This window comes from Chryseomicrobium sp. FSL W7-1435 (genome assembly GCF_038595005.1).
GTDB lineage: Bacteria > Bacillota > Bacilli > Bacillales_A > Planococcaceae > Chryseomicrobium.
This window is the reverse complement of the sequence record NZ_CP151997.1, coordinates 2,439,121-2,458,817: the sequence shown is the minus strand read 5'-3', so window position 1 is coordinate 2,458,817 and position 19,697 is coordinate 2,439,121. Positions and strand designations below refer to the sequence as shown.

Below are 19,697 nucleotides of genomic sequence, written 5' to 3'. Positions count from 1 at the left end.
TTTGTTTGCTATCTGCGACTTTTGGGGTATGTAGAGAATGAAATCTAAATGAGTAAGCGGGAAACTTTATGGAGTGGTTAAACTCATTTGTGGACTGGGCAAATAATTATTTATGGACTTACATATTAATTGCCCTTTTAATCGGTGCTGGTCTTTATTTTTCAATCCGTACTAAATTTGTTCAGTTCCGCATGTTTGGTGAAATGTTTCGCGTTATCACCGAAAAGAAAGAAACAGATACAGGTGTATCTGCATTTCAAGCCTTTACCATTAGTACAGCATCTCGAGTAGGAACGGGTAATATTACTGGAGTTGCCTTAGCCATTGGAATCGGGGGTCCTGGAGCCGTATTCTGGATGTGGCTAATTGCTATCATCGGTATGGCCACAGCTTTCGTAGAAAGTACGCTTGCACAAGTCTATAAGGTGCGTGATGGCAACGAGTTTCGCGGTGGTCCGGCCTATTACATGGAAAAAGCTTTAGGCCAACGCAAATTAGCAATTGTCTTCAGTATTTTATTGACACTTAGCTTTGGATTTATCTTCAATTCTGTTCAATCAAACACAATTGCTGTTTCGGTCAGCGACGTTTTTAACATTCCAACATGGGTTATTGGGTTAGCGTTAGTTGGGTTAACAGCAACAATTATTTTTGGTGGTGTTCACCGAATTGTGAAAGTAACACAAGTCATTGTTCCCGTTATGGCAGTGCTTTATATTTTAATTGCGTTGTTTGTAGTAGCTACAAATTTATCAGAAATTCCAGCATTTTTCTCGCTCATTTTTAGCCATGCTTTTGGTTTACAAGAGGCAGTAGGGGGCGGGGTTGGTGCAGCAATTATGCAAGGGGTAAGACGTGGATTGTTCTCCAATGAAGCAGGGATGGGTTCAGTCCCTAATGCGGCAGCAACAGCTAACGTTTCCCATCCAGCTAAACAAGGTTTAGTACAAAGTCTAGGAGTATTCTTTGATACAATCATCATTTGTACAGCAACAGCGTTTATCATCTTGCTATCTGATTTTTATAAAACGGCTACTGATGATGGAATCGTCCTAACTCAAAATTCACTGGCTGATCATGTAGGAAGTTGGGCGCCTTATTTCGTGGCAATTGCCATCATCTTCTTTGCATTCAGTTCAATCGTTGGAAACTACTATTACGGCGAAACGAATATTGAGTTGATCAATGCACATCGTGGTTGGTTACAAGGGTACCGTGTGTTAGTACTCGCTATGGTCATGTTCGGAGCTTTAGCAAAAGTTCAATTGGTTTGGAACATGGCAGATCTATTTATGGGGTTAATGGCGGTCATTAACATTGTGATCATCATTATCTTAGGTAAACTGGCGGGTCAAGTACTTGACGATTATGTCGCACAACGTAAGCGTGGTCTAGACCCTCAATTTTATGCTAAAAATATTTCAGGACTAACCAATACAGAGTGTTGGGAAGAGAATTCACCAGAAACTAAATAAGCGCCTTGTCATACCTACCCCTCCGTTTACTTTAATGACGGAGGGGTAAAGCTTTTACTAGAAGAGAAACTCAATTCAAGGAGGTGGTTCGGATGAGTAAAGTATCGCATCCGATCGTAAAACAAGCATTACAAGCACTACTAAAGCGTCATGAATTTTTACCCGTCTGTAAAGGGGAAAGTCGGGATAAAGCCTTTAAATCAATGGAAGCTATCTTATCAACTCCTAATCAAATTCATAAGGCTTACATACGTATGCCGTTAGAAAACGGAGAAATTGTGAGAATTCCTTCTTTTCGCGTGCAACATAACAATGCATCAGGTCCTTACAAAGGAGGAATCCGTTTTCATGAGTCCGTTAATGAGCATGAAGTGGAAAATCTCTCTTTCCTGATGACTTTAAAGAATGCGTTGCACAATGTACCTTACGGTGGTGGTAAAGGTGGCATTGTCATCGATCCACGTTCTTTATCTGAGAAGGAACTTCATGCTTTATGTGTAAAATATGTACGTAACTTCAATGATGTTTTAGGTCCTGACAAGGATATCCCTGCGCCAGACGTTGGTTCAGGGGAACGAGAAATGGATTGGATGATGGCAGAATATAAGAAAATTAATCATGGACAACCTTATCTCGGCAGTTTTACGGGGAAGAGTGTTATCAATGGTGGATCATTAGGCAGACGTGAAGCCACGGGTAAGGGCGTGTACTTTACCATGAGATACCTACTTCATGACTATGTGGAGAAAAATCGCACGAACCTTGAGAACTCAGAGAATATCTTTGCTAAAACTACATTAGAACATTCAGGCAGACCTTTGACAGTAGCAATTCAAGGATTTGGGAATGTAGGGTCCGTGACAGCATTAGAAGCCTATCGTGATCAAAAGATTCAAAATAAAGTTGTGGCTGTGTCAGATCGGAATGTTACATTAACAAATTTAGATGGCCTGGATATTCCGGCCTTAGTAGAATTTACAGCTAATAACAAAGGCGATTTACCGGTCACAGCAGAACAATTGAAAGCAATCAATGTTGTAGCAACTGTAGAAGCACGTGAAGCAGTGTTGACAATGGATATCGATGTACTAATTCTAGCTGCACTGGAAGATCAAATTCACCAAGACAATTGGAAAGATATTAAAGCGCGTATCTTAGTTGAGGGAGCTAATGCACCTGTAACCCAAGAAGCAGACGAGCTATTGGCAGAAAAAGGGGTAGTTATAATTCCGGATATCTTAGCCAATGCAGGAGGAGTAATCGTTTCCTATCTAGAATGGCTGCAAGGACGAGAGACGCAATTCTATTCGGAAGAAGAAGTGTTTTCGAAGCTTTACGAAAAAATGGGTCAGACAATGGAGACCATTCTTCCGCAGTACTACGCAGATCCTTTCGCACTTCGCCAAAACGCATTCATTCATGCAGTTGGAAGACTTTCAGAAGTGCTCTATCGCCAAGGTAAGCTCTATTAAATCGTTATTTACGGCGGGACGGAATTCAATATAAAAAATAAATCAGTAGATTCTCTGGATTTAATCTAGAGAACCTACTGATTTAATTTTGTCCATAATTACTAGAGCTGCTCGAATGTTTTTCGAGATCTTCCACCACGGGATCTTTCGTGTAAGTTAGAGCATCTCGTTTGTAATCAAGCTCTAGACGCATCTTTTCTGTTTCTAAAACAAAATTTTCATAGCGTTGTTGCTCGAGTGCAAGTTCATCTTTTACAGCTTGATTTTTGATTTCAGCGATTCGAACTTGATGTTTCATATATTTTTCAATCACACCTGCTGTAGTTACAATGGCTACGATTGCTACAATCCACAACATTTAACACTCCACCTTCACTTGTTTCTTTTCTTTTACGAGACAGAGATACTAAAAGTTTCAAAAAAAAAAGCAGCCAAGGCTGCTTTTTGATTTACGCTTCTTGAGCAGGATTCAATTCAAGTTCGATATCAATTTTGATATCTTCGCCGACTAATACGCCGCCTGTTTCAAGTGTTTGGTTCCATGTAAGACCGAAGTCTTTACGGTTGATTTTAGAGTTAGCAGAGAAAGCTACAACTTCTTGACCCCATGGGTTTGTGCCTTTACCTTCATATTCTGCATCAAACGTAACTTCTTTAGTTACATCTTTAATTGTAAGATCACCAGTTACTTTATACTCGTCTCCGCCTTTAGACTGGATGTCTGTAGCTTTGAAAGTGATAGATGGGTATGTTTCTACATCGAAGAAATCTGCAGAACGTAAGTGGTTGTCACGGTCTTCATTATTAGTATTAATTGATGCTACATCAATTGTAAATTCGATAGTTGAGCCAGTAAGATCTGTCTCTTGTCCTTCAAGGTTAGCTGAGAATTCGTTAAAGTTCCCGCGTACTTTTGAAACCATCATGTGTTTTACTGAAAATCCAATGCTTGAGTGAGCTGTGTCATCTGTGTACTTTGTCATTTTAAAGTCTCTCCTTTGTTTTCATAATCTTCTAAAAGTATACCCGTAATTTATTTCGAAATCAAGATATATGATTAAAAAAATAAATCACTAGTTACTTTACGTAACTTACTATAAAATAATAATAAACACACGTCAAGTAATTAAATAATGTTTTTTGCGTTTTTGTGCAATTTTTTTTATACTATAGTAATTAGGAGTGAATATAATGAAAGAATCAGAACTTTGTCCAAGGCTCTCTAGCGCTATGGATTTATTAGGAAAACGGTGGACAGCATTAATCATTTATCAGTTGTTGAATGGTTCTAAACGATTTAATGAATTAGAGTCTTCAATGCCAATCAGCGGGAGACTGTTATCTGAACGATTAAAAGAACTTGAGTTAGAAGGGTTAGTTACCCGTAAAATTTATTCAGAAGTGCCTGTACGTGTAGAGTACTCGTTAACAGAAAAAGGCCAAGCACTTCGTTCGGTTATCGAAGGCATAGAGCAATGGTCACAGCAATGGACGTAACAATTGGTTCTTGTGAAAAGGCAACAGCTCTCTCATACTTAGTATAAGGCTTTAAATAGAAAGGATTTGGCATCATTGTCTAAACAAAAATGGTTTGAAGATCTTTCGGCAGTCCTGCCTGAACATACAGTTAAGTTAGATGAACCACTATCACTACACACGATTACACGAATGGGGGGTCCAGCAGATGTATTTACCTCTCCTGAATCACAGGCTGAAGCCATCGTCATTATCAATTATGCAGCACAGTATAAAGTGCCATTATTATTGTTAGGCAATGGCTCAAACATGGTTGTCCGTGATGGAGGCGTTCGTGGCATCGTTCTGCAACTGACGAAGCTTAAAGAAATTACAATTACGAATACGCATGTCTATGCAGAGAGTGGTGCAGCTATCATAGATGTGTCAAAACATGCAGCGACTCAAGGATTGACGGGTCTAGAATTTGCATGTGGCATCCCAGGTACAGTGGGTGGTGCTATGGTAATGAATGCTGGAGCTTATGGTGGGGAAATTCAAGATGTCATCAAACAGTGCACAGTGGTTACGCCTGAAGGAGAGCTTTTGATTCTGAAAAAAGAAGATTTAGATCTAGGGTACCGTTCAAGTATAATTTCGAAAAAAGGGTACTTTGTGTTATCAGCAGAATTTGAGCTCTCTTCTGGGGAACAACAAATCATTGATACAAAAATTGCAGATTTGACTCACCAGCGAACTTCTAAGCAACCGCTAGAATATCCGTCTGCTGGAAGTGTGTTTAAACGTCCACCTGGTTACTTTGCAGGTCAGCTGATTCAAGACAGTGATCTTCAAGGGAAGGGCTTTGGTGGTGCAGAAGTCTCAACAAAGCATGCAGGATTCATCGTCAATAAAAATAACGCTACGGCAACTGATTATATTCGTACGATTCAGCTTGTGCAAAAGACGGTCAAAGAAAAATTTGGCGTCGACTTAGAGCTGGAAGTGAAGATAGTAGGAGAAGAATAGGAAGTTACTGAGGCTGTACAAAAACAATTCAGCAGATTCTCGAGGATGAATTCCAGAGAATCTGCTGTTTTTTTTGTTTACGCTGAGTTCCTTTCCGGTTTCAATGTGTTCGAGTTTTATTAATTTGTTCTAACCCAGTCTCTTGATTTAAAGGATAATGACGTTTTATGCCGAATACCTACCTGTGAAGGGGGAAGGTATCATGAGAAAAGGAATAAAAATTACATTGTGGGTAATGGGGTCACTGCTTGTTCTGCTAACTCTTGCATTGCTCGGTTTGAACTGGTTTGTGGCAAATTCAAAGCCGCAAATTGAAGGGGAAATGGCACTTACATCTATTACTGACGAAATCGTGGTGACTCGGGATGAAGAGGGAGTCCCTCATATAGAGGCTGCATCAGATGCTGATTTGTACCGAGCACAAGGATTTGTGCAGGCACAAGACCGCCTGTTTCAAATGGACCTTGCACGTAGACAAGCAAGTGGGCAATTGTCTGAAGTCGTTGGGGAAGCGGCTTTGTCGACGGATCAATTCTTTTTAACATTTAGCTTGAGGGACGCGGCTGAAAAGTCGTATGAAGGATATAGTGAAGAGGCAAAGCAAGTATTGGCTTGGTATGCAGAGGGCGTCAACGATTTTATCACCCATGCCAAAGAAGATGGAAAGCTAAGCTACGAGTTCAACCTACTCGGCTATGAGCCTGAACCATGGACGCCTGTCGATTCCCTGACTATAGGAAAATACATGGCCTATGATTTAGGGGGCAACTGGTCCTCACTTGCCATTCGTCATTGGGCTGTACAAAATTTAGAGGAACAAAAAGCTCGTGAATTATTCATCACCTATCCAGAGGGTGACCCTGCCATTTTAGAAGCAAACAAAAATACAGCTGTGCAAGTCGGTATGAATTTTCCGATTGATGTTCTGCCACACTCATTCAATGGGAGTAATAACTGGGTAGTTTCGGGAGAGAAGACGGCAACTGGAGAACCGTTGCTTGCTGATGATCCTCATCTTGGGTTAAGCACACCTTCTATTTGGTATCAAATGCATTTAAAATCTCCTGAACAAAATGTGAGTGGGGTAATTTTTGCTGGAATACCAGGTATTATCTTAGGTCACAATGAACAAGTGGCATGGGGCGTGACGAATGTCGGACCTGACGTGCAAGACTTGTATATTGAGAAACCGAATCCCGAAAACCCGCATCAATTTTCTTACGATGGTGAATGGGAAGATGCTGAAGTGCGCTCTTACGAAATTTTAGTGAAAGATCAAGAAGCGGTTCCTTATGAAGTTGTGGTTACCCGTCATGGTCCGATTATTTCTGATTTGTTATATGAGGACACGGATGCTGAAGCTGTATTTTCCATGCAATGGACAGCACTTGAACCAACACAAGAACTCCAAGCCATCTTAGAAATGAATAAATCTTCTAATTGGGATCAATTTGAAGCAGCACTTGAACAATTCCATGCACCAGCACAAAACTTTGTTTTTGCAGCTAAAGATGGAACAATCGCTTATAAAGCAAACGGTAGGCTTCCGCTTCGGAAACAAGGAGATGGGCAATTGCCGGTTCCAGGTGATTCTTCAGAGTACGGTTGGAATGGTTATGTACCTTACGAGGAGTTGCCAACAGCTGTCAATCCACAAGAAGGGTTTATAGCTACAGCGAACAACCAAGTTGTTGATGACAGCTATCCTTACCACATTACGGATTTCTGGGCTCAATCGTATCGTTATGAACGTATTGCCGAAGTTCTTCAAGAAACTGATGAGTTATCCGTACAAGACATGATGGATCTACAAATGGACCAACACAACCTCCAGGCCAGAAGATTTCTGGACCAGATGCTAGACTCATTAGCCACTACAGAAACAGGGAAAAATAATGATGAATTGATTTCGTCGATGCAAGAATGGACAAAAATAGATGAAGCTGAACTAGCACAACCTCTGATTTTTAATAAATGGATGAAGAAGCTTCCGGATGTGTTGTTTGCGCAAGAGATTCCAGAGGATGTCTACGAGATGATGCCCGGGAAAGCAAATATTACCGATCAACTGCTGCAAACCTATGCAGATGGAGAGGTCAGTGCGTGGGTAGAAGATGTAGGTGGCTTTGATAAATGGTTGGAGCTAGCTTTCAACGAAATGATGGAAGAAATGCAAGAGAAACACGGGGAAGATTGGACAGAGTGGCAATGGGGAAATGAGCATCTGCTGACATTTTCTCATCCATTAGCCGGTGCTTCTCCTATCTTAGCGCGAGTGCTTAACCCAGAACCTATACCTATTGGTGGATCCGGAATTACTGCGCAAGCGGCCGCGTTTAACGAACAGGGAGAAGTGACGCACGGAGCATCTTGGCGTTTTGTAGCAGATTTAAGTGATTTATCTTCTGCCTATCATATTGTTGGTCCAGGCCAGAGCGGACATGTAAAATCACCTTGGTTCCATAATCAAGTAGAGGACTGGGCAACGGGTACTTATCATGAAACTTCGTTGACTGCTGACTATAAAGAGGCTCATATACTACGACTTCTCCCTAAATGATGTGCAAAAGATTGCAAAAAAGGCTCGAAAAGTATATCTTTGCTTTAAGACTAGCAATGCAAACGTGCTATACGGGAGGTCTTTATGAGACTTACAGAATGGACAATGGAAGAACAAGAGCAACTCATACATTTTCTTACGACAAACTCATGGCCATTTCATGGAAATGCCACACCAGAACGCGAACTAATTGAAAAAACAATTGGAGAGGGCGGCTATGAGTCTGACGATGTGAAGACGTTTTGGGTAGAGAACGAACAAGCGGATAAGGTCGGCATTGTAAAAATACATGATCTACAAGATGAAATACCGCTATTTGACCTAAGAATTGCAGAAACTGCGCGCGGGAAAGGCTATGGTTCCAAGGCGTTAAAATTAGTGACGGAATACGTGTTTTCCTTACAAGAGAAGAAAATTCGTCTGGAGGGTCACACACGTTTAGATAATGTGGCCATGCGCAAGACCTTTGAACGTGCAGGGTTTGTGAAAGAAGCACAGCTACGCCAAGCGTGGTTTTCACCAAAAGAAGAGCGTTATTACGATGCAGTTACTTACGGGATGACGCGTGAAGATTTTCTGAAGGGTACATCGACGCCAGTTGCATGGGATGAAATGATGGCGGTGCAGGACCAACCGAAAAAGCCATTAGTGCCGGACTACTTGGAGACTGAACGCCTCATCGTGCGTGCGCCAAAACTTGAAGACGTACCCGATGTCTGGGAAGCGATTTCTGAAAGTATGGCGACACTCAAACCATGGATGATATGGGCGCAGCAGCCTCCTAAAATGGAAGAAACAGAGACGAGCATGCGAAAAGCAATCGCCGCTTTTGTCACGCAAGAAGATTTCCGTATGCATTTGTTTGAAAAAGAAACAGGTAATTTCATTGGCTCTACCGGCTTTCATCGTATCGACTGGAATCTAGGGCGTTTTGAAATTGGTTACTGGTTACGCTCGAGTTACGAGGGGAAGGGCTATATCACAGAAACTGTTCAGATGCTTACGGAGTTTGCTTTCCGCGAGTTAAAAGCAGTGCGAGTTGAAATTCGTTGTGACGAAGACAATCAGGGCAGTCGACGAGTTGCCGAACGCTGTGGCTATGAATTAGAAGGGATCTTGCGAAAAAGTGCGCGCAAGGCGGATTCAAAAGAGTTTGCTGATACTTGTATCTACTCACGCATTCAATAAAAAAAGGCCGCAGCGATTAAGCTGCGGCCTATTTCTATAGGGATCGTTTACCCATCAATAACTGTACCACGAAGATGATACCAGCGATGATGAGAAGTGTATGAATTAATCCTCCACCAATTTCAAATAAGAATCCTAATAACCAAATAACAATAAGTACGACAATCACTAACCATAGAATACGGCCCATGTATGCCACCTCCTTCTTCAACAATATGTAATATTTGCTTGGCTAATAGATGAATACCCTTCATAGGTTTTACTTAAACCTAGGACATGAAATTAATTTAGCGGTTTGTCCACACACTTGGAGTGTAGTAAACTTAGAACACTGAGTAGGAAAGGAAGAACGCAAGTGCCAACACCAAGTATGGAAGACCACATTGAACAAATCTATCAATTGATCGAACAAAAAGGGTATGCACGTGTATCTGATATCGCGGAAGCCTTGGAAGTCCTTCCTTCGTCCGTAACAAAGATGGTGCAAAAGCTGGATAAGGACGGTTACTTGCATTACGAAAAGTACCGTGGTTTAACATTGACCCCAAAAGGAAATAAGTTAGGAAAAAAACTCGTGAAGCGACATGACCTGTTAGAGAATTTTTTGCGCCTTACAGGCGTTTCTGAAGAATTAATTTATCAGGATGTTGAAGGGATCGAGCATCATTTAAGCTGGGAATCAATTGATCGTATTGCAGAGCTCGTTCTATTCTTTGAAGAACACCCTGAACTTCAACAGAAGTTGGAACAGTTTCGCTCAGATACAAAAGTAGAAGATTAGAGGAGGGCTCATATGGCAGAATTAGAAATTGCTGCAGTTGTTAAAGTAAAATTACTCGAAAAAGATGGTTCAAAATGGGTTGCTGTCACAGAGGATAAAGATGTATTGGTAATCAATGAATCAGAAGCTATAGAACAGTGGGAAGAGGGCCAAGAAGTTTCTGTCTTTACGTACGCTGACAGAAAAGGAAACTTAGTAGCCACTGGCCATATTCCAACCATCCGCAAAGGTGCTTACGGCTGGGCAAAAGTTGTTAAAGTCACAGACCGTGATGGAGCGACTGTTGATATTGGTGGAACACAAGCAGCAATTGTAAAAGGCGAAGATTTACCAAAAATTCGAGAACTATGGCCACAGCCAGGTGATTGTATTTTTATGACCCTTCGTACAGATCGCGATGGCAATTTATTGGGTCGCCTTGCAACAGAAGAGAAAATTGAAGAGCTTTATGTCGAGGCGCCAACAACTGTTTACAATAGTGACATCTCTGCTCGCGCGTATCGGTTGCTTCCAATTGGAACGTTCTTATTATCCACAAAAGGAATGTACCGTATTTTTGTCCACCAAACAGAGCGTCAGCATGAACCAAGACTGGGCGAAGAAGTAACAGTTCGTATTATTGAAGTTAAAGAAGATGGAACACTAAATGGCTCTCTGTTACCACGAAAACAAGAGCGACTTTCAGATGATGCCGAAACGATTTGGCGCTACCTGCAAACAGTAGGGGGCAAGATGCCTTTTGGTGATAAATCTACACCTGATGAAATTCAAGAAATGTTTTCTATGAGTAAGGCATCATTTAAGCGTGCTTTAGGTAAACTAATGAAGGACGGGAAAATTCAGCAGCAAGATGGTTGGACACTTTCGAAATTGTAAGGAAACCTTTTGCTAGGGAGAACGTTTGAATAAGCAGAAAGGGGTTACACAATGAAAAAATGGTTAGTTAGTTTACTCGCACTTGTCCTTCTATTCCCAACTGTCACTTTTGCTAACGGGGAAAATCAAGAAGTAATCGACGAAAAATTAGGTGTCCCAATTGTAGTTTATGGAGCAAATTTAACAGCTGAACAAAAAGTCAGCGTTCAAAATGCCTTACAAGTTTCTCAAGACTCCACTGTTGAAGAAATTACTGTCACTGGAGAAGACCTTGCTACTTATATCACAGATGGAAACCCGTCTGCTCGCATGTTTTCATCCGCTAAAATCACACGTACCGATGCAGGAGAAGGGTTGGTAATTTCAATTGTCACACCTGAAAACATTACTCAAGTGACTAATGAAATGTATGCTAATGCTATGCTAACAGCAGGGATTGAAAATGCAACTGTTGAAGTAGCAGCCCCAAGCCCCGTAACAGGTCACTCAGCTTTAGTAGGAATCTATAAAGCTTATGAAGCAACTGGAGGACAACTTGATTCTGAGCGTACGGATGTAGCCAATGAAGAACTTTCAGTAGCTACAATCTTATCGGAAGAATCAGGCGTGGATCCAGAAAAGGTAAGTGAATTATTAACGGAAATTAAACAGCAAATTGCTGAGCAAAATCCGGCAACACGAGAAGATGTTGAGCAGATTGTTAGCGATCAATTAGCCAATCTACAAATAGAGCTTTCTGAACAAGACCGTCAGCTTTTAATAGATTTGATGGACCGTATTCGCCAGCTTGACATTGATTTTAGCCAATGGTCTACGCAACTTGAAGATTTAAGCAACTCGATACAAGAACAACTAGGAACAATTGTTGAAAATGAGGGCTTCTGGAACGGAGTTCGTAAATTCTTTAATGATTTAATTTCTTCGATTCGTTCTATATTTAACTAAGTAAGAAGCACCCAAGTGGTGTTTCTTTTCTTTTTATTACGAATGAGGTACACTGTAATTATCTCGAATTCAAGATAAAGGGGTTGCATCCACATGCAAGTAGCTGGCATTCACCATGTATCCGCAATTACAAAAGATGCAGTGAAAAATCATTATTTCTTTACTCATATTCTCGGCATGCGTCTTGTGAAAAAGAGTGTCAATCAAGATTCGCCTAGTTCGTATCATTTATTTTATGCAGATGCTATTGGGACTCCAGGCACAGACATGACCTATTTTGATATTCCAATGGCAGGTAAGACGTATCCAGGTGTATCAAGTATTTCAAATACAGGATTCCGCGTAAAATCGCTTGAAGCTTTGGACTTTTGGCAGCAACGACTTGCTAGTTTCGAAGTGCCGGTTCTTGAGAGAGGTGTAGCATTTCACCGAGAAGTCTTATACTTTGAAGATTTTGAAGGATCGCGCCTGCACTTAGTAGTCGACGATGGTACAGGAATTCCGTATGGCGAGGCATGGGAAAAAGACGACATACCGCTTGAATTTGCAATTGTAGGACTCGGACCTTCCTATATAACTGTGCGCCATGCAGCGCGAACACAAGAAACCTTAACGACTATCTTAGGATTTACTGAAGTGGGTCACTATCCATCTCCAGTGGCGGGTCAACCAGAAACCATAGTTGTTTCAAGTGGAGAGGGTGGTCCTGCTGGAGAAGTTCACATTCATACAAGAACAGATCTACCTGTAGAGCGGCCGGGAAGAGGCAGTGTTCATCACGTAGCATTTCGTATCCCGTCTATGGACGACTATCCAAAATGGCAAGAACGTCTGACCCAAGCAGGCTATCAAACGTCTGGGTTAGTGGATCGTTATTACTTTAAATCCATTTATTTCAGAGAGCCAAATGGCATTTTATATGAACTGGCAACAGACGAACCTGGTTTTGCCTCAGATGAGTCCATTGAAACATTAGGTCAAAACCTTGCCTTGCCACCATTTTTAGAAGGACGAAGAAAAGAGATCGAATCTAAATTGCGTCCATTACCGTTTGAAGCATAAAATATGATAGACTGAAGAAAAGGAGTGGTGATTCATGGATTTTCAGTTAACAGAAGTAGGAAATGATGTATTTGCCTATCAAGTACGTGAAGGCAATGAAAAGGTTGGAGAAATTACGTGGACATTACTTGGAGATATTATGGTAATGGATCATACATTTGTTTCACCAAAACTCCGAGGTGGAGGGGTTGCAAAGCAACTTCTAGACAAAGCCGCAGACTATGCTCGTGAGCATGACTACAAAATGGAGGCTGTTTGCTCATACGTGGTAACAGCATTTGATCGCTATAAAGATTATGAAGATGTAAAAGCATAATAAAAGGCAATCCCTGTTCTTATGAACGGTGATTGCCTTTTTATTCGTCTAAGGTTAAGCGTTTGATCATACGAAGAACACCACTAAAGCAGTTAGTGCAGAAGCTCCAGCCAATGTGTATAAGAAGTCACCTTGTGAAAATACTAGTTTCTTTTCCATTTTTCTCATCCTCTCGTTTATGTAATGTGTCTTATTAGATGTATACCCGGGTCTTTGTTTCTAAATCTAGTTTTTTTGTACTATTTTTAGGGGATACTAAAATTAATGAAACGTTTTCTGTTATGAACCGTATCATTAATGAACAACTAAACAAGGAGGAACACATTATGAAATTTTCACGAACGGGAGAAATAGTTCTTGGTGTCATTGGCGCTGTCTTTACCACGATTTCTATCATTCTACTTGCCATCTTTGTCTCAACTGGTAGTGCGGCTTTAAATGATCCAACTACTATGGCTGAACTTGAACAGGAAATCGTTACCGGGATACAAGAAGATCCTACTCTTGGAGTAGAAGAACAACAGATGGTTTTAGATTTTGTTGAAAGCGGCATGGGACTGTTCGGCATTTTTGGATGGGGACTTGTGATTACTTTGGTCATCAGTTTGATTTTCAATATTTTAGCTATCTTAAATATCCGTAACAACAAAAATCCGAAGCTTGCAGGTATCTTCTTCATCTTAGCTGGATTGTTTGCTTACTTATTGTCATTTACATCAATTCTGCTTTATATTGCAGCAATCATGTCATTTGTACGTAAAGCACCATATACTACTGACACAACGCGTACTTCAGAGGATTTAGATTATTACGAACCAAATCGTCCCCTATAAGCAAACAAAACTCCCACCTCAATCAAATGAGGGTGGGAGTTTTTAATGGTAGGACATATTGAGCTGTTGTTGTAGGGTAGCCTTCAAAGTACTCGTCGAATTCTTCTAATAAATGAAATCCGAGCTTTTCATAAAAAGCGCGAGCAGCAAGATTCAAACTTTCTACGTATACATACAAGTGCAGGCCTCTTTTTTGCAATTCTTCAATACCTTTTCCAACCAAGGAAGTACCGTAGCCTTTTTGTGTATGCGCAGGAGAAATATGAAGGGCAGTTAATTCACTATCCCCGTCTTCATCCACTTTTGTAAAACTAGCGAAACCAACAACTTGTTGTTCTTCTTCAATAACAAACATTTTTGTTTTTTCTAGTTGTTTACTGAGCATGGGCGCAGAATAATTTCTCTCGAACCACTCTGCTAAAATTTCGTCAGGAAAAAGAGCGCTGTAAGTTTCTCCCCAACTGGCCAGGGCGACTTCTCTTACAGAATGGATATCTTTTTCAGTCATCACACGAATCATGGCCATCACCTCGAAACTATTTCAACTAGCATAACAAATTTCTGGTTCTGTGGCTACAGATTATGCCATAATTAAACAGAAAGAAGGAGGTGGACATCATGTGGACATGTAAAAAGTTTCATGAATTGACTGTAAATGAATTATATGAGGCACTTAAACTTCGGGCAGACGTTTTTGTAGTTGAACAAAATTGTGTCTATCCGGATATCGACAACTATGATCAAGCTTCCTTACATATTAGTTATAACCAAGATGATGACTTACAAGCTTACTGTCGAATCGTTCCTGCAGGAAAGTATGAAGAAGTGTCAATTGGACGTGTTATTGTTCGAAAAGAGAAGAGAGGCTCGGGACTGGCGCAAGAGTTAATAAAGCAAGCCTTACAAGCCGTTGAATCAGAATATGGTCAGCAACCTATTCGCTTATGCGCTCAAGCACATTTGCAATCCTTTTATGGTAGCTTTGGATTCCAAGCGATCTCTGAAGAATTTTTAGAGGATGGCATCCCCCATATCTATATGTTGAAAAAATAATCTCCTTAAATGGTTAATGAATCCTTTATACGGGTATTACTAGAAATAGAAGCAATAGAATTCACTAACTGGAGGTTTTACAAATGGGAAGAAAATCAAATGGTTCATCACTAATGGTAGCAGGAATAGCTGCTGCAGCGTACGCATATTTTAGCAAACCAGAAAATCGCGATAAAGCAATGGTACAGGTAAACAACTTGAAAACTAAGTTCAATGCTTATATGGATCAAAACGCGACAAGTAAATCAAGCTATGGAACAGCCGGTCACCCAGACCCACAAGATGTGGATGACAACAAAATGGTTGATGAAGGCGCTATGACTAGTGTTCAATATTACAATGAAGAAGTTCAAGATAAATCTTCAAAAAAAGAAAAAACAGACGTCTCTAATAAAGAAGTCGATTATCAATAATACCTAAAAGAGCTCTCGTAGCTCTTTTTTTATAGAAAAAAATGTTGAAAAGGAGACAATAACTATGAAAAAAGCCGTATTAATCTACAATCCATCATCAGGTAAAGAGCTCGCGACAGAGTACATAGATCGCGTAGTAGAAGTATTAACTTCTATGAATTACGAAATAGATGTTAAAGAGACACAAGGTCCTAAAGATGCAACACGTTTTGCAAAAGAAGCATGTGCTGCTGAAGTCGATTTTGTAGTAGGGATGGGCGGAGACGGAACAATCAATGAGATTGTTAATGGATTAGCTGAGCAACCTCATAGACCTCTGTTTTCTTTTATTCCCCTTGGTACTGTCAATGACTTTGCCCGAGCACTTGGCATTCCGTTAGATGCAGAAGAAGCAATCGAGTCCTTAAAAGTAGGGAAAGAAAAACGAGCAGATATCGGTAAAATAGGGGATTCTTACTTTATGAATATCGTCGCTATAGGAGAAATCGCTTCAAAAGTGGCGGATACTTCGGTAGAGTCTAAAACTCGTCTTGGGCCATTAGCCTACTTATTAGAAGGTACAAAAGCAATTCTACAAGACAATGAAGTAGAATTGACGATTACTCACGACCATGGAGAATGGAAAGGGAATATGACGCTTGTATTAATCGCACTTACTAACTCTGTAGGTGGCTTTGAAAAATTGGCGCCTGAAGCACAAGTGGATGACGGTACTCTTCATGTGATGGTTGTACGTGAATCAGGAATTCCTGGCTTTTTACGTGTAGGATCTAAACTACTTCAAGGAAAACTAGCAGAAGATGATGGAGTCGATTATATTCGCACTCAAAAAGTGCATATAAAAACATCACAAGAGCTATTTTGTAATGTTGATGGAGATGAAGGAAGCTGCACCCCAGTAGATATTGAAGTGTTGCCACAGCATCTTCGTGTCCTAGTACCGGAAAAAATGGAAAATAATTAGTAAAAACTATTGGTTAAGTGAGCATAATGGTTTAAAATAAATAGATACTATGTGGTTAAGAAAAAGAGGTTAAATCATATGCTCACTAAAATTCATAAAAATCCGCTTTCCTCAGACAAATTATTTTTAGAAGCTTTTTCAAGTTCTTTTCAAGAAAATAGCGCAGACTCTAGCCAAGATGCGCTAGCCGAACGCTATTTCTTGCTTGAAAAAGAAATGTTTCATGATATGCAGACGCTTGATTTAGACCAAGCAAGAGAACGACTGCGTTTAATTATTGATGCACTCAGTCATCTTACAGGTAAAGATATGATACGTGCTGCACGTTTTTTCTACATACATCTTGCTGCAACTATGGCGAGAAAATTAATTGATAGCCAAGTGCCGCCGGTTAAAGCCTTTGCCTTCAGCAGATCATGCATGGAAGTGATTGATAATCGAATGAGCGATGTGTTGTTTCTTCAATGTGGAGAAGAACTCATAGAATTCTATGTGCACGTCTTGTCTGAGCGCACAAAACCACAATTTACTCATCAAACCGTTAATAAGGTCATACTCTACATAAACGACGAAATTGAAAGCGACCTCTCAGTAGAAGCTATAGCGCAGAAGTTTTCAATCAGTACAAGTCACTTGTCCCGCATTTTTAGAGAGCATACAAGTATTACGTTAGTGGAATATTTAAATATTCGTAAAGTAGAGGAATCTCAGTATTTCTTACGTCATACATCAAAATCTATTTCAGACATTTCTGACCAGTTTCATTTTTGTAATCAATCCTACTTCACGCGAATTTTTAAAAAATACACCACTGTTACACCGAAACAATTCCGTGACCAACCAGCCACATCCTTTTTCCAATTTGCATTTGAAGAAAGTGTCAAGTGAGTGAACTTCCCTATTAGCGTTTGATTAATAGGGAAGCTTTAGTATATAGTAGGGTTAGTTTGAAAAATGAAGGTGACCAATGTGAAGAAAAAATGGAGTTTGGCTGCATTACTTGTAGCAACTGTTTTATTCCTCAGCGGATGTTCCGGTGTGGAAAATAAAGAAGGTACGTTTTATTCGATTTTTGTTCGACCATTTGACTGGGCACTCGATTACTTCGGGACTTTGTTTAATGGTAGTTACGGCTTGGCAATCATCGCCATCACAGTCATTATCCGTGTAGTTTTAATGCCTTTAATGCTTCGCAATTACAAAGCACAACAAGGTATGAAAGTGAAAATGGATAAACTGAAGCCAGAGATGGATGATATCCAAAAACGTTTAAAAGAAACAAAGTCAAAAGAAGATCAAATGGCTCTTCAACAAGAGATGATGGGATTGTACCGCAAACACAACGTGAATCCTCTCAACATGGGCTGTTTACCAATTTTGATTCAGATGCCAATTATTATGGGACTGTATTTTGCCATTTTATATTCAGAAGATGTGAAAACACATGAATTCATTTGGTTCAGTCTAGGGTCTCCTGATATTGCGATGACTTTAATTGCAGGTATCGTCTATTTTGCTCAGGCCAAAGTATCGTTATGGACAGTTCCTGAACAGCAGAAACAACAAATGAAAATCATGATTTGGATATCTCCTATTATGATTATGTTGATTTCCTTCACATCCATGGCTGCACTCCCACTTTACTGGACTGTTGGTGGTTTACTACTGATTTTCCAAACATACTTGGGTCGTAAGTTTTACTCGGAGCACCCTGAGAAAGCAGTCGATGCAGCATGAGTGATAAAATGCCATCGCGCTCGCGCAACTTACTGTTTGGTATCCCTGTAGTACTGTCTAGTTTGCTAGCCGTTTATTTTGTTATTCAAAACTCCTTGAATCTTGCGGTACTCTTTATGACACTCGTATTTGTGTTTACAAATAGCTACCGAGCGATTCGATTTAAAGAACAAGGAATGGAAAAAGAAGCAAAATGGATGAAGGGTATGGCGATTTTCTTCGCCGTAGCATTTGTAGTTGTTTTGATCGTAATTCTAACATAAAAACGTGTGAGCCCATGAGGGTTCACACGTTTTTTTAGTAGCTAAGTTTATCGCGTTGTAGAATCAATAACACGATTGCTGGGAAAGAGAACAGTGCCATACCTAAGAAGGCGTAGCCAGCTTGGATATCATACAAATATCCTCCTAAGAATGTGAGCAGTGCGCTACTTAAACTCATGGCAAAAGCGGCATACAGACCTTGTGCTGTTGGGATTGCCGACTTGTGTAAAGTACGTGCGATGAACTGTATAAATGCATAGTGAGCAAGGCCAAATGATATGGCATGTAGTGCTTGTGTAGCGATGAACACTGCGGCGATTGGGAACAGCCAAATAGCTACCCAGCGCACGGTTGCACCAACTGCTGCAATCATAAAGAGTGTACTGACTTTTGATTTTCCGAAAAAGCGATCAGCGACCATGAATAAAACAATTTCCGCAAGAACAGCCACGTTAATGATAACGCCAATCCAGCCGTTACTGACACCAATATCCTGCAAATAAATAAAACTGTAGGAGTTATACGAAGCGTGGGAGCCTTGTATCAATACGACGATGACTAACGCAGCTAAAAACTCTTTTTGCTTCAGCAACACTTTTGCTAATTGCCATGTACTTTGCTGATCTTCACGAATAGGTTTGTCCGTCAATGCTTCAGGTGCTTTCCAAGAAGAAGCAAGTACAACAAAAGCCAATGCAGCAATCATCACCCAAAGAATCGCCTCTTCACCAAATTGTGCTGTTGAAAAGCCAATGGTCAATACAGCAGCCATAAATCCTGCTGACCCAAAGGAGCGACTACGTCCGTAATGGATTCGATCCCTCTGCATGAGCAAAGAAGCACAGCTTTCCATAGCAGGTAATAAATTAGGATAGACAAGACTGAACAACACGGTAATAAGTAGTAACATTATGAACGAAGAAAGTGGGATATAAAGTACGAAAGTTAACAAGGACCCTAGAGCAAGAATACGTAAAAATATATGAATACTATAGCGTTTTGTTAGCTCAGGAAATAGAACTAGGGTAGAAAATGCTCGAGCAATCATACCAGCACCCATGATTAAGCTTGCTGCATAGACACTCATATCTTTTACATTGGTTAAGTAGCCAGTCCAGTAAGGGAGAAAGACACCCCATGTGAAGAAGAAAATAAAAAATTGTACAGACATCCATTTTTGAGAACTCATGTGAACGACTCCTACTCGTATGATTCAATCCTTTCATTATACGCCACTACCAGGAGAAAGGAAGAATTATTCGTAGGAACATGATA

Annotated in this window: 23 protein-coding genes; 18 read left to right on the top strand and 5 right to left on the bottom strand. The window is 40.4% G+C overall.

Going from position 1 to position 19,697, the window contains the following annotated elements; all coding sequences use genetic code 11:
- Positions 1-68 precede the first annotated feature (68 nt).
- Together MKY84_RS12485 and MKY84_RS12480 are read left to right on the top strand one after the other, a co-directional pair.
- Positions 69-1,475, top strand: coding sequence for an alanine/glycine:cation symporter family protein (locus MKY84_RS12485; protein ID WP_342526400.1), 1,407 nt, complete (start codon positions 69-71; stop codon positions 1,473-1,475).
- A 92-nt stretch (positions 1,476-1,567) separates the two neighbouring features.
- A complete protein-coding gene (locus tag MKY84_RS12480) occupies positions 1,568-2,947 on the top strand; it encodes a Glu/Leu/Phe/Val dehydrogenase (protein WP_342526398.1) in 1,380 nt (459 codons plus the stop codon).
- A gap of 82 nt (positions 2,948-3,029) precedes the next feature.
- Here MKY84_RS12480 and MKY84_RS12475 read toward each other — a convergent pair whose 3' ends face one another.
- Positions 3,030-3,305 carry a hypothetical protein gene (locus tag MKY84_RS12475; RefSeq protein ID WP_342526396.1) on the bottom strand — a complete coding sequence of 92 codons (276 nt, stop codon included), beginning with the start codon at positions 3,303-3,305 and terminating at the stop codon, positions 3,030-3,032.
- Between the two features lie 91 nt (positions 3,306-3,396).
- Positions 3,397-3,930, bottom strand: coding sequence for a YceI family protein (locus tag MKY84_RS12470; protein WP_342526395.1), 534 nt, complete (start codon positions 3,928-3,930; stop codon positions 3,397-3,399).
- Positions 3,931-4,138: 208 nt separating this feature from the next.
- Between MKY84_RS12470 and MKY84_RS12465 the strand changes: the two genes are divergently transcribed.
- The 4 genes from MKY84_RS12465 to MKY84_RS12450 all read left to right on the top strand — a co-directional run bounded on the left by MKY84_RS12465 (position 4,139) and on the right by MKY84_RS12450 (position 9,179).
- The gene (locus MKY84_RS12465; RefSeq protein WP_342526394.1) at positions 4,139-4,444 is read left to right on the top strand and encodes a helix-turn-helix domain-containing protein; all 306 of its coding nucleotides are present in this window, start codon (positions 4,139-4,141) and stop codon (positions 4,442-4,444) included.
- Between the two features lie 75 nt (positions 4,445-4,519).
- Positions 4,520-5,431 carry a UDP-N-acetylmuramate dehydrogenase gene (gene murB / locus MKY84_RS12460; RefSeq protein WP_342526392.1) on the top strand — a complete coding sequence of 304 codons (912 nt, stop codon included), beginning with the start codon at positions 4,520-4,522 and terminating at the stop codon, positions 5,429-5,431.
- Positions 5,432-5,633: 202 nt separating this feature from the next.
- A complete protein-coding gene (locus MKY84_RS12455) occupies positions 5,634-7,991 on the top strand; it encodes a penicillin acylase family protein (RefSeq protein WP_342526390.1) in 2,358 nt (785 codons plus the stop codon).
- Positions 7,992-8,075: 84 nt separating this feature from the next.
- Positions 8,076-9,179: a GNAT family N-acetyltransferase gene (locus MKY84_RS12450; protein ID WP_342526388.1), complete on the top strand. Its 1,104-nt coding sequence runs from the start codon at positions 8,076-8,078 to the stop codon at positions 9,177-9,179.
- A 34-nt stretch (positions 9,180-9,213) separates the two neighbouring features.
- On the opposite strand, the gene MKY84_RS12445 is transcribed toward MKY84_RS12450, so the two are convergent.
- A complete protein-coding gene (locus MKY84_RS12445; protein WP_342526387.1) occupies positions 9,214-9,369 on the bottom strand; it encodes a lmo0937 family membrane protein in 156 nt (51 codons plus the stop codon).
- Positions 9,370-9,534: 165 nt separating this feature from the next.
- Between MKY84_RS12445 and mntR the strand changes: the two genes are divergently transcribed.
- The 6 genes from mntR (at position 9,535) to MKY84_RS12415 (ending at position 13,992) form a co-directional block, all read left to right on the top strand.
- Complete coding sequence (gene mntR / locus MKY84_RS12440) at positions 9,535-9,960, top strand: transcriptional regulator MntR (RefSeq protein ID WP_342526386.1); 426 nt, start codon at positions 9,535-9,537, stop codon at positions 9,958-9,960.
- Between the two features lie 12 nt (positions 9,961-9,972).
- On the top strand, positions 9,973-10,836 hold the full coding sequence (locus MKY84_RS12435) for a S1-like domain-containing RNA-binding protein (RefSeq protein WP_342526385.1): 864 nt from the start codon (positions 9,973-9,975) through the stop codon (positions 10,834-10,836).
- Between the two features lie 51 nt (positions 10,837-10,887).
- Entirely contained in the window at positions 10,888-11,781 is an 894-nt protein-coding gene (locus MKY84_RS12430) for a DUF1002 domain-containing protein (protein ID WP_342526384.1), read from the top strand.
- 93 nt (positions 11,782-11,874) lie between these two features.
- Positions 11,875-12,843 carry a ring-cleaving dioxygenase gene (locus MKY84_RS12425; RefSeq protein WP_342526383.1) on the top strand — a complete coding sequence of 323 codons (969 nt, stop codon included), beginning with the start codon at positions 11,875-11,877 and terminating at the stop codon, positions 12,841-12,843.
- Between the two features lie 34 nt (positions 12,844-12,877).
- Positions 12,878-13,159 (top strand): GNAT family N-acetyltransferase, encoded by a 282-nt coding sequence (locus MKY84_RS12420; protein ID WP_342526382.1) that lies wholly within the window; start codon positions 12,878-12,880, stop codon positions 13,157-13,159.
- Positions 13,160-13,485: 326 nt separating this feature from the next.
- Positions 13,486-13,992, top strand: a complete 507-nt coding sequence (locus tag MKY84_RS12415; protein WP_342526381.1) for a DUF4064 domain-containing protein — start codon at positions 13,486-13,488, stop codon at positions 13,990-13,992.
- A gap of 22 nt (positions 13,993-14,014) precedes the next feature.
- Here MKY84_RS12415 and MKY84_RS12410 read toward each other — a convergent pair whose 3' ends face one another.
- Positions 14,015-14,500 carry a GNAT family N-acetyltransferase gene (locus MKY84_RS12410; protein ID WP_342526380.1) on the bottom strand — a complete coding sequence of 162 codons (486 nt, stop codon included), beginning with the start codon at positions 14,498-14,500 and terminating at the stop codon, positions 14,015-14,017.
- 110 nt (positions 14,501-14,610) lie between these two features.
- On the opposite strand from MKY84_RS12410, the gene MKY84_RS12405 reads away from it, so the two are divergent.
- The 6 genes from MKY84_RS12405 (at position 14,611) to MKY84_RS12380 (ending at position 18,422) form a co-directional block, all read left to right on the top strand.
- Complete coding sequence (locus tag MKY84_RS12405) at positions 14,611-15,045, top strand: GNAT family N-acetyltransferase (RefSeq protein ID WP_342526378.1); 435 nt, start codon at positions 14,611-14,613, stop codon at positions 15,043-15,045.
- An 83-nt stretch (positions 15,046-15,128) separates the two neighbouring features.
- Positions 15,129-15,458: a hypothetical protein gene (locus MKY84_RS12400; protein WP_342526377.1), complete on the top strand. Its 330-nt coding sequence runs from the start codon at positions 15,129-15,131 to the stop codon at positions 15,456-15,458.
- A 64-nt stretch (positions 15,459-15,522) separates the two neighbouring features.
- A complete protein-coding gene (locus MKY84_RS12395; protein ID WP_342526375.1) occupies positions 15,523-16,422 on the top strand; it encodes a diacylglycerol kinase family protein in 900 nt (299 codons plus the stop codon).
- 78 nt (positions 16,423-16,500) lie between these two features.
- Positions 16,501-17,310: an AraC family transcriptional regulator gene (locus tag MKY84_RS12390; RefSeq protein WP_342526374.1), complete on the top strand. Its 810-nt coding sequence runs from the start codon at positions 16,501-16,503 to the stop codon at positions 17,308-17,310.
- 81 nt (positions 17,311-17,391) lie between these two features.
- Positions 17,392-18,159 (top strand): membrane protein insertase YidC, encoded by a 768-nt coding sequence (gene yidC, locus MKY84_RS12385; RefSeq protein WP_342526372.1) that lies wholly within the window; start codon positions 17,392-17,394, stop codon positions 18,157-18,159.
- A gap of 8 nt (positions 18,160-18,167) precedes the next feature.
- Positions 18,168-18,422, top strand: coding sequence for a hypothetical protein (locus tag MKY84_RS12380; RefSeq protein WP_342526369.1), 255 nt, complete (start codon positions 18,168-18,170; stop codon positions 18,420-18,422).
- 34 nt (positions 18,423-18,456) lie between these two features.
- On the opposite strand, the gene MKY84_RS12375 is transcribed toward MKY84_RS12380, so the two are convergent.
- Positions 18,457-19,611, bottom strand: a complete 1,155-nt coding sequence (locus MKY84_RS12375) for an MFS transporter (RefSeq protein ID WP_342526367.1) — start codon at positions 19,609-19,611, stop codon at positions 18,457-18,459.
- Positions 19,612-19,697: the final 86 nt, after the last annotated feature.